Source organism: Thermopolyspora sp. NPDC052614, from assembly GCF_040678635.1.
Taxonomy (GTDB): Bacteria; Actinomycetota; Actinomycetes; order Streptosporangiales; family Streptosporangiaceae; genus Thermopolyspora.
In genome coordinates this window covers 206,133-213,254 of the sequence record NZ_JBFATZ010000013.1, presented here as the reverse complement: position 1 = coordinate 213,254, position 7,122 = coordinate 206,133, and the positions used below count along the sequence as shown (strand labels likewise).

The following is a 7,122-nucleotide window of genomic DNA, read 5'->3' as shown; positions in this document are numbered from 1 at the left end:
TCATACACCAGCCGCTCGCCATGCACGACCCAACGCGTCCGCTCGCCGTCCTCGCCCACACCGCGAAGCTACCGCCCCACACCCCCGCCGTACACAGCTTCCGGCCGATACCTGCAAGCATTGCCGAATTACGCCTATGAAGATCAAGGCGGCGGCGCGGCGCGCCGCCGCACCCCGGCCCCAGCGCCCGCCAGCCGCCCCGGGCATGCGGCCTGGAGGCCGGTCCCGGGCCGGCGCGAGACTCGGGGCCGCCCGCCGCACGCACATCGCGCCGTAGGTAAGGAGCACGCCGAGCGGGATTGCCGCACCGCCGCACAGATGTAGCCCTCACGATCGCCAGCGCGTGGTCTGCCGCCGTACTTGACTGGGTGCGATCGACGAGCCAGGGTTCGTTCCTCACCCTGGCTCACCGAGCGACAAATTGATCTCCGAACTTCTTTGGTGTGGTGGCAGCGCCTTGATCACGTAGAAGTCCTGAAATCGGTTCATTGGAGGGGTATCCCGTTTGGTCATCGGCCATTTCGGGTTCGAGTTCTGTCAGCAGTAGGCTGAGTAACCACTTGTCCCGTCTACCCTCGCTTGGGCAGGCCTGGGGGAAGGATGCGCTTCCTTCTCGAACGGGCCGACGGTAGACGGAATGAGCAGTAGGACTTGCTGTCGTGTGTCCTCTTGATACTGACATTGGCGCTCTCGCCATGCGCGTCAGGCATCATGATACGAGCGACTGGATCTTCCTGATCAAGAGTCTCACCGGCTCCCGCCTACTGTCAGACAGGTCCTCTAGCATCCTCATGGGAGGGGTGGATGTCAGACAGCCTCTGGGACAGGCTCACGCCTAAAAAACTGGTTAAGACGCAGCCGAAAGCTGAGTCCGCTCAGAAACAGGAGTGGTCAGAAGTCTCAAAGCGAAGATTTCGAACGGCTCAAATGTTGGCGGTCATCGCTTGGGCTTATCTCATCACGAAGGTATTCATATTTGATTTAGACTTTAGGTTGATCGTGGCACTCTTTCCAGATTCGCCTTGGATGCTCGATCTTCGGGTCCTCGTTGTAGCGGCAATAATCATTGGGTTCGTGCACTTCTTCAGGAAGTATGTATGGTGGATTCTGTACATCCTTTTCTTTCCTGTGATTCTAGTACTTTGGCACATACCTCTGAAACTCTCCAGGTTCTGGAGTTGGGATGTGGCCATTGCAATTACTCAAGTTATATACTCAGTTGGGCGCAACTTCAAAACTAGCGTGACGATTCGAGTTACTGAACTGTGCTGCATCTTCCTGATAGCTGGTGTCAAGCCGCCAACGTTAATGCCTGTGCTCGCTGTGGTCCTGGCGGTTTGCATGCTCTGGACCTTTATCCGCGCCCTTGTTCGCATATTTTCCTCGCGTGGGTTCCTGCAGGCCCATGCTTCGCTGGCACAGCGAATCCTTCGTTCTGGGCTAGTGATGCAATGGGCCTCACTTCCTTCAGTCGTAAGCAGGAGTCGCGCTAAGCGCTTCAATCAGAAGCAGACGCAAGAGGTCGCCGAGAATCTATCTAAGGCCCTTATGGTAATAAAGGCTAGCGACTTTTATGCGTACCGCCTTGTCAGATACCGGCGAAGTCCGGCACCTTTCATGCTCGGAATGATTTCATATGCCCTAATGTTTGTATACGTATCGCTGATGCTGACGGCTATCAATATTGCCGTGTGCAAGTTCTCTCCTGGCGAATTTCATCTCGAACAGGAATTTTCGTCGCTAAATTTCTTGCATTATTCCCTGTCTTCGCTCGCTCTCAATGGAGTTGACGGGCTAAGTCCGATCGGCAGTATCGCGGTAGCTATCAAAATATTTTCAGGCTATTTCGGACCAATTATCCTAGCTACGCTGCTCCTGGACGCGATCCATAGCTATCGAAAGGATCGCGATGACGCTGCCACCCAAGAGACGATCGAGGCAATCAAGAGAGATGCAGGTAAGGTAATAAAGCGAGTCGAGATCGAATATCAGGTTACGCCGCCGCTGCCGTGACCACGCGATTGAATCTCGACGATCATCGGCTGCCGGTCGAAGGTGTCCAATGAGGCAGGCAGGTCGGAGGACGTCCACACGATGACGTCGACGAAGCCGGTACCGTCATCAGCGGCAGGCGGGATCTCGGCCTTCTTGTAGTGATCCCGAATCGCGGTCGCGGACAGTTTCGTCAGGACGGAGAAACGGAGGCGGAAGCGGCATAGGTCTTTAGCGCCCTCTACCCCGATCGAGCCGTCCATCTCGGAGAGGATCTCCGTCTCCGGAGGGGTGGGTACGCCAAGAAGCGATCGGCCAGGGCGTTCAGCCGTTGGTCGTTGAGCCACTGCGGAACGAGAACTCCGCCGGTGCACAGAAGTAATGGCAGTGAGATGGCGCCCAGCCATAACCACCAGCGTTTTGTTCTGGGTGCCGACGGTGTTCTCACGTCTGGCAACTCGTTTAAGGACGTCATCGCCACCCATGCTTTCCCCGCGTCCAGGCCGGCTGCGAATGCCTTCCAGCCCAAGAGCCACGTCGGGACCTAAGGACACGTAGCGGGATTACCGCGAGCCAGAAAAGGAAGTAAGCGTAGGCCCATCCTAACCCTTTTACCTCCGGCGAGAAGTGCCGAGCGTACGGGTCTGTTCCAGGACTTCGTGCCGTCCTTCGACGCGGCGGCGGTGGCCGGGCGGCTCCCGGTCGCGTGGCGCCGCTTCGTGCGTGCCGTCGCCGCTCGTCCTCGTTGCGCTGCGCCCGAGCCCCTCGGGGTTCGGGCTTCCGCCGTCGGGATCGACATGTTACGGTTCCATGTGTAATAAAAATATTTCACATGGAGGGGTGCTATGACGGCATCGACGGCGGCGCGGTCCGGACTGCGTGGTGGAGGCGCCGTTCCGAGCGGGAGAGGCGGGAGCACGATGCGGGCGATCATCCACAGTCGGTACGGCACGGCCGACGTGCTGGAGCTTAAGGACGTCCCCAGGCCGGCGGTCAAGGACGGGGAGGTGCTGGTGCGGGTGCGCGCGTCCTCGGTCAACTTCGGCGACATGGCCGTGCTGACGGGCGTGCCGTACCTGGGACGGCTGGCGTTCGGTCCGGTCAGGCCGCGGCACGCGGTGCTGGGCAAGGACTTCGCGGGCACGGTCGAGCAGGTCGGCCGGGGCGTCACCCGGCTGCGGGTGGGCGACGAGGTGTACGGCGAGGCCGTCGCGGGTGCCTTCGCCGAGTGGGTCGCCGTGCCGGAGGCGGCGGTGACGGCGAAACCGGCGAACCTGACCTTCGAGCAGGCGGCGGCGGCGCCGATCGCGGCGAGCACGGCGCTGCTGTGCCTGACCCGCGGCGTGCAGGTGCGGCCGGGTGACAAGGTTCTGATCAACGGCGCGTCCGGCGGCGTGGGGACGTTCACCGTGCAGATCGCCAAGGCGTTCGGCGCGGAGGTGACCGGCGTCTGCAGCACGCGGAACGCCGAACTCGTCCGGTCGATCGGCGCGGACCACGTCGTTGACTACACCAAGGAGGACTTCGTCCGGACCGGGCGGCGCTACGACCTCATCCTCGACCTGGTGGGAAACCGGTCGCTGTCGGACTGCAGACGCGCGCTGACACCCACCGGAACGCTCGTGCTGTCCAGCGGCAATGGCAACCGCGTCGTCGGGCCCATCGGCAGGCTCCTGCGGGCGAGGCTGATCTTCCCCTTCGTACGGCAGAGCCTGAGCGCCCCCATCGCGTCCGTGAGCCGGGACCGCCTCGACGCCCTCCGGGAGCTCATCGAGGCGGGCAAGGTGACCCCGGCGATCGACAGGACGTACCCGCTGAGCGAGGTCCCGTCGGCGATGCGCTACTTCATGGAGGAACACGCGCGGGCGAAAGTCGTCATCACGGTGTGAACGTCCCGCGTGAACGTCCCGCGCCTGCGGGCGCGAACCCCGAACGGCCGGGCCTGATCCGGTCGGTCGCCAACCGGCCACCGGCCACCGGCCATGAACCATCGCATCCCGAGGGCGGCCCCGCCCTCCCCGGCACTGGTCGAAACGATTACTAATACGCGCGCGAAGACGACCACACGCCGAGCCAGCCATCATGATCGCGGACGGCCATCAGCGCCGCGGCCTTGGGCCGACACCTGCTCCGGGCGCTCGCCGGACGCCCTCGCCGCCGGGGTGCGGCACCTCCTCTACTACGTGCACCCCGAGAACCGCGCGATGGTGCGCTAGCTGCGCGCCTTCCAGTCCATCCCCCAACTAATCGACGGCTGCCTGGAGGGACGGCTCGAAGCCCACCGCCTGCTCACTCCGGAACGCCGAGCCGCCTGCCGATCGCTTTTCGCCGTTTGCGCAGGTCGGTCGGGGGCAGGGGGATCGACCGGACGGCAGCGGGCGATCCCGCCGCCACGTACCGCGGAAAGGAGCCGGCATGGGCGCGGACGACAAGATGCGCAACAAGGCCGAAGAAATCGGCGGCAAGGCCAAGGAGGGCCTCGGCCAGGTCACCGGCGACGAGGAGATGCAAGCCGAGGGCAAGACCGATCAGACCGAGGGCAAGGTCAAGCAGTCCGGAGAGAAAATCAAGGACGCGGCCAAGAAGGCCAAGGACGCCATCAAGGGCGACTAATCCCGGCGTACGGCGACGGCCGCGACTGCGCGGTCGTCGCCCGCCTGTTCAGCGCGCCGTTCAGCGCGCGGGCTTACCGAGTCGGTTCGGCGCGGCGGCGATCGATACGGGGCGATCGGGGCCGCGTCGACGGATGAGGGCCGCGACGGTCAGCGGGGCGATCCTGCAAAGCTCCACTGACCGTCGGCCCGCGCTGCTCACATGGGGGAGAGCAGCAGGTAGTTGATTTTCCCGTCGGCATCGACGGAGATCTCGGTCTTATAGGACTGGCCTGGGATCGACGTCACGCCGACCAGCGACGTCTGCTTGACGTCGCTGAGCTCGTCCAGCTTCAGACCGGCGAGGGTCGCCGCCGTGTCGTTGAACTTCTTCGGCGGAATCTCCTTCAGGAAATCCGCGCTCAAATGCTGGGCGAGCTCGTCGTCGCCGACCGGCGTGCGGTTCACGGCGTCCATGTACCAGCTCAGTTGCTTGCCGACCGCGCTGTCCGGAATGGTCACATCGGTGGAACCACCCGAGCATCCCGTCAGCAACGCGGCCGCCGCCACGAGCACGACCAGCGTCCAGCGTCTCAACCCATCCTCCGCATCAACAGGAAACGGCCTGCGGCCTCGGCGCGGGATCCGGTGAAGTGCACCACGGTTCGTCCGCCCGGACCTCCGCGTTTACGTGATCTTCATGGGATCGCGACCACATAGCGGCCGCGGCCGGTCGGCCCGATGCCCGGCCCGCTATGGGCTGGTACGTTCGCACCGAGGTGGCGAACATGACCGCAGAGGAGCCGCCCGACGGGCTGCGCCGGTGGGAAAGCCGGTTCACGAGCCGCATTTTGTCCGGCTCGCCGAGGTGGCCGCTGCTGGCCGGCATCCTCGGCGTGCTCTGCGCCGTAGGGGTGCTGGTCGCGGCCGGAGGGTGGCCGGCGGCGACGGCCGCGGCCGGCGGGCTCGTCGGAGGCGCGGGCCTGGCCATCGCGGGAGTACGCCGGGCCGCCGCCGGTCAACGCGACGAACTGGTCCGCCTGAGCGAGCTGGTGGACCGCCGCGCCGAGCAGGTGACCGCGCTCAGCCACGAGCTGCGTACCCCGCTCAGCATGATCAAAGGCGCCGTCGACCTGCTCGTGGAGGGAACCCCCGGCCCCCTCACCCCGGCGCAGGAACGCTTCCTCACGGTCGTCGACCGCCAATGCGCCCACGTGATCGGCCTGTGCGAGAGCCTGCTCATCCAGGCCAAGATCGAGGCCGGTTTGTTCACCCCGCGCCTGGAACAGGTGGACGTGTCCGTCGTCGCCAGGGACGTCGTCACCGCCATGCGCCCCCTGTGCGCCGAGCGTGGCCAGCGCATCACCCTCGACACCCCGCAGGTCACGCCGCCGATCGCCGCCGACCCCATGCTGCTGGCGCAGGCGCTCACCAACCTGCTCTCCAACGCCGCCCGCTTCACCAGCGCCGGAGGCGCGATCGACGTGCGGGTGGCGGTCATCGACACCGGGATCGCCGTGTACGTCACCGACGACGGCGCGGGCATGACCCGCGAGGAGCGGCGCCGCCTGTTCCACCGCTTCGCCACCGGCCGCCCCCTCGCCGACGGCACCGGCCTCGGCCTGGTCATCACCAAGACCGTCGTCGAGTTGCACGGCGGGTCCATCATGGTGGACACCACGTCCATGCGCGGCACCACGTTCCTGTTCACCCTGCCCGGCTAGGGGGTGTGCGATGGCCACTGCACTGGTCGTCGACGACGAACCACAGATGACCGCGATCATCGGATTCGCCCTGGAGACGCAGGGCTTCACCGTGCACACCGCCCACGACGGCGCGACCGCCCTGCACCTGCTGCGTACCCACGCCGTGGACCTGGTCGTGCTCGACGTGCTCATGCCGACGCTCGACGGGCTCTCCCTCTGCGAACGCATCAGGGCCAGATCGGACGTGCCGATCATGCTGCTCACCGCGCTCACCCAGCACGAGGACATCATCCGCGGCTTGGAACACGGCGCGGACGACTATGTCACCAAGCCGTTCCACCCCCGCGAGGTCGCGCTCCGCGCCCAGGCCCTGGTACGGCGACGCGGCGACGGCACGGTGCTGCGCGTCGGCGAGCTGGTCATCGACTCGACCCGGCACACGGTGACGCTCGCCGGGCGGAAGCTGGAGCTGCCGTACACCGAGTTCAAGCTCCTCGCCTGCCTGGGCGCGCGCCGGGGCAGCCCGCAGTCGTGGCGTGACCTGCTGCGCGCGGTCTGGGGCACCGCCGACCTGGCCGGCGGCCGGGACGTGGTGAAGACCACGGTGTATCGGCTGCGCTCCCGGCTGGCCGTGGTGGAGGGCGGGGCGGCGTACGTGCGGACGGTGCGCGGCGTCGGCTACCTGATGCCGGATCTGCCGCCAGGGAAGGCGGATTGAGAACTGGGTCGAGCGCGCGGGCTTCCAGGTGGAGGCCCGCCATCGACCGGCCGCCCGAACGCGGCCGTGCCGCGATGTCCACTCGGGTGAAGGCTTGACACGTCGCCTCCCGGGC

7 protein-coding genes are annotated in these 7,122 nt (G+C 65.3%); 5 read left to right on the top strand and 2 right to left on the bottom strand.

Annotation, left to right across the window (positions count from 1 at the left end; genetic code table 11):
* The first annotated feature begins 804 nt into the window (after nt 1-804).
* The gene (locus tag AB0K60_RS26190) at nt 805-2,013 is read left to right on the top strand and encodes a hypothetical protein (RefSeq protein WP_364060293.1); all 1,209 of its coding nucleotides are present in this window, start codon (nt 805-807) and stop codon (nt 2,011-2,013) included.
* Here the strand turns inward: AB0K60_RS26190 and AB0K60_RS26185 are convergent.
* Nucleotides 1,989-2,255 (bottom strand): hypothetical protein, encoded by a 267-nt coding sequence (locus AB0K60_RS26185; protein WP_364060290.1) that lies wholly within the window; start codon nt 2,253-2,255, stop codon nt 1,989-1,991. The genes AB0K60_RS26190 and AB0K60_RS26185 overlap by 25 nt on opposite strands.
* A 657-nt stretch (nt 2,256-2,912) precedes the next feature.
* On the opposite strand from AB0K60_RS26185, the gene AB0K60_RS26180 reads away from it, so the two are divergent.
* Nucleotides 2,913-3,881, top strand: a complete 969-nt coding sequence (locus tag AB0K60_RS26180; protein WP_364060287.1) for an NAD(P)-dependent alcohol dehydrogenase — start codon at nt 2,913-2,915, stop codon at nt 3,879-3,881.
* A 526-nt stretch (nt 3,882-4,407) separates the two neighbouring features.
* Nucleotides 4,408-4,605 (top strand): CsbD family protein, encoded by a 198-nt coding sequence (locus AB0K60_RS26175; protein ID WP_364060284.1) that lies wholly within the window; start codon nt 4,408-4,410, stop codon nt 4,603-4,605.
* Between the two features lie 197 nt (nt 4,606-4,802).
* On the opposite strand, the gene AB0K60_RS26170 is transcribed toward AB0K60_RS26175, so the two are convergent.
* Nucleotides 4,803-5,180, bottom strand: coding sequence for a Cpe/LpqF family protein (locus tag AB0K60_RS26170; RefSeq protein ID WP_364060281.1), 378 nt, complete (start codon nt 5,178-5,180; stop codon nt 4,803-4,805).
* A gap of 191 nt (nt 5,181-5,371) precedes the next feature.
* On the opposite strand from AB0K60_RS26170, the gene AB0K60_RS26165 reads away from it, so the two are divergent.
* Both AB0K60_RS26165 and AB0K60_RS26160 read left to right on the top strand, forming a co-directional pair.
* On the top strand, nt 5,372-6,307 hold the full coding sequence (locus tag AB0K60_RS26165) for a HAMP domain-containing sensor histidine kinase (RefSeq protein ID WP_364060278.1): 936 nt from the start codon (nt 5,372-5,374) through the stop codon (nt 6,305-6,307).
* Between the two features lie 10 nt (nt 6,308-6,317).
* Entirely contained in the window at nt 6,318-7,007 is a 690-nt protein-coding gene (locus tag AB0K60_RS26160) for a response regulator transcription factor (protein WP_364060275.1), read from the top strand.
* The last annotated feature ends 115 nt before the right edge of the window (nt 7,008-7,122 follow it).